1 protein-coding gene and 1 pseudogene are annotated in these 2,214 nt (G+C 64.9%); both read right to left on the reverse strand.

Annotated elements, in window-relative coordinates:
* Positions 1 to 127 precede the first annotated feature (127 nt).
* A pseudogene (locus J1M36_RS12535) lies at positions 128 to 583 on the reverse strand (DEAD/DEAH box helicase); the annotation flags it as partial.
* Between the two features lie 70 nt (positions 584 to 653).
* Positions 654 to 1,796: a Fic family protein gene (locus tag J1M36_RS12540; protein WP_193519216.1), complete on the reverse strand. Its 1,143-nt coding sequence runs from the start codon at positions 1,794 to 1,796 to the stop codon at positions 654 to 656.
* Positions 1,797 to 2,214: the final 418 nt, after the last annotated feature.

Here is a 2,214-nt window from a genome sequence, read left to right on the forward strand (position 1 = left end):
TACAACCACGACCGCCGGCATTCATCGCTCGGCTACCTCGCACCCGTCGACTACGCTCGGCAATGCACCCATCAATCGGAAACCGACGACTCGCACAGCGACCGGACCGAATGAAGGGGGCGGCCCACCCCCACTGGGAGACGCAGTGCGCCTCGTCGATCGCGAACAGGGCGATCGGTGCGCGCTTCAGCAGCTCAACGGTGCGCGACAGGATGAGCCGTTCGGGGGCCATGTAGAGCAGGTCAATGTCCCCGGTGAGAAGCTGCCGCTCCACCTCCTGCGCCTCGTAGGGCTCCAGGGTGGAGTTGAGGTACGCGGCGCGGATGCCCACGGCCTCGAGCGCGGCCACCTGGTCCGCCATGAGCGCGATCAGCGGGGAGACCACCACGCCCGTGCCGTCCCGCAGCAGTGCGGGGATCTGGTAGCACAGGGACTTGCCGCCGCCGGTGGGCATGAGCACGACTGCGTCCCCGCCGGCCACCACCTGCTCGATGATCTCCGCCTGCTCACCGCGGAAGGCGTCGTACCCGAAAACCTCCTGTAGGACGCCCAAGGATGTGGTGGCAGTGGCGGAGGAAGTCATGCCTCCAGGGTAGGTGCTGAGCACTGGAGCATTGTGCGCTCACCTGCCGTCGCGTGGACAGTCCCGCACCTCAGTCACGCAGGATAGCCGGGAGCATGTCCAACTGGTTGAGGCGGCGCACCACGTGCTTGGTCAGAACGTTGCGATGCAGACTCACCACGTACCGCCCCGGCCCTGACATCTTCTGCAGCAACCCGGACTCAACCATGCGGCGCAGACGGTGGCTCCTGTTCGACGGAGACCCCTTGATCACGTCCTCGAGATCGCCCGCTTTGGCCTTCCCTTGGCGCGCCACCGCGTAGATCACATCTGCCTCCGTCTCCGTGAGCTCCCCCGCCGCGAGGGCGGCATTGACCGAGGGCCCCACGACCTCCTCGGAAATGAAGCGGGGGGCAGCAAGCCGGCTGACCCTGTCCATGTCGTCCTTGAGGCCGTGGATCACATACCCGGCCCAGGCCAGCACCCCCTCCGGGCTCAGGGAGTCCGCTCCCGCGAGGTGGTCGTAGTACGACTGCCGGTCGGCACCAAAAACTGCTGTGGGGTTGAGCGGACGCGCGGCGCTCCTGGAGGTGTAGCCCTGGTTGCTCAGCATGGCGTACGTCAGCAGGCGTGAGACCCGCCCGTTACCATTGGCAAACGGATGTATCCAGACGAACCGGTGGTGGACCAGCGCGATCTGGAGGAGTTGGTGCTGTGCGGGTACTTCCTTGTTTGCAAACTCCAGGAGCTGGTCCATGTCCGCCTGGACGGACCCGGGTGCGGGCGGGACGTGGGACGCTCCAGCGATCCCGACGGGGATTGTTCGATAGCTGCCCGGGTGCTCGTCACCCTCACGTTCGAGTCCCTGCACGGCGAGCTGGTGGAGTTCACGGATCAGCCCATGAGTCAGGGACAGCCTTCCATCGGCTGCCAACTCGTCCATGTAGTCAGTTGCCTGCTCCAGCTGCAGAATCTCTCGCACGGCGTCTGCTGCTGGCTGTCCCGTGGCCGCGGCCCGCCGGGCTTCGGCCACGACATCCGCCACCGTGGTCCGGTTCCCTTCGATGCGTGCCGACATGACGCTCGTGAGACCTTGGAACAGCCTGCGCAGCTCCAGGCCAAGAGGGTCGTCAAGGTGCTCAGTACGAAAATCCACGCGCACCCGCTCCAGGGCGAACAGATCCGTCACGAGCGCACTCGCGAAATCGACCTCGGGGAAGACCATGGGTTGCATGTATCAAAATTTATCCGAGGATCAGACAGATTTGAACATCGGAGCCTCTGCCCCTTAGAAACACGGGGAAAGGAGGCAATACCCACTTGTAAATTCTTGACTTCTACGAGTATGGGAACTTGACGCTCACCTCCAGCGGGATACCCTTCTGGGCGACCCGATGCCAGGTGGTGGGCAGCCCCACGGTGGATCTAAACTGTCCCCGTACGTTTTCGAGATCCACAGCCGTGGAGGAACGAGGCTTTCGTGCGTCAGGGGGTTGCCGGCTTCTTCACCGCCGGCACTAGACAGCGCTGACCAGACGCGGCGGGTGAAGACCAGCCCGTCGCGCGCTTTCACCCACCCTTTTCCACCTCCCCGCGGCGACCGCGCTCCACGAGCGCGCCGAACGCCGTCGCCCTCCCGCACCACACGGCAC

Origin of the sequence: Kocuria sp. KRD140 (genome assembly GCF_017168375.1) — a bacterium.
GTDB classification, from domain to species: domain Bacteria; phylum Actinomycetota; class Actinomycetes; order Actinomycetales; family Micrococcaceae; genus Kocuria; species Kocuria marina.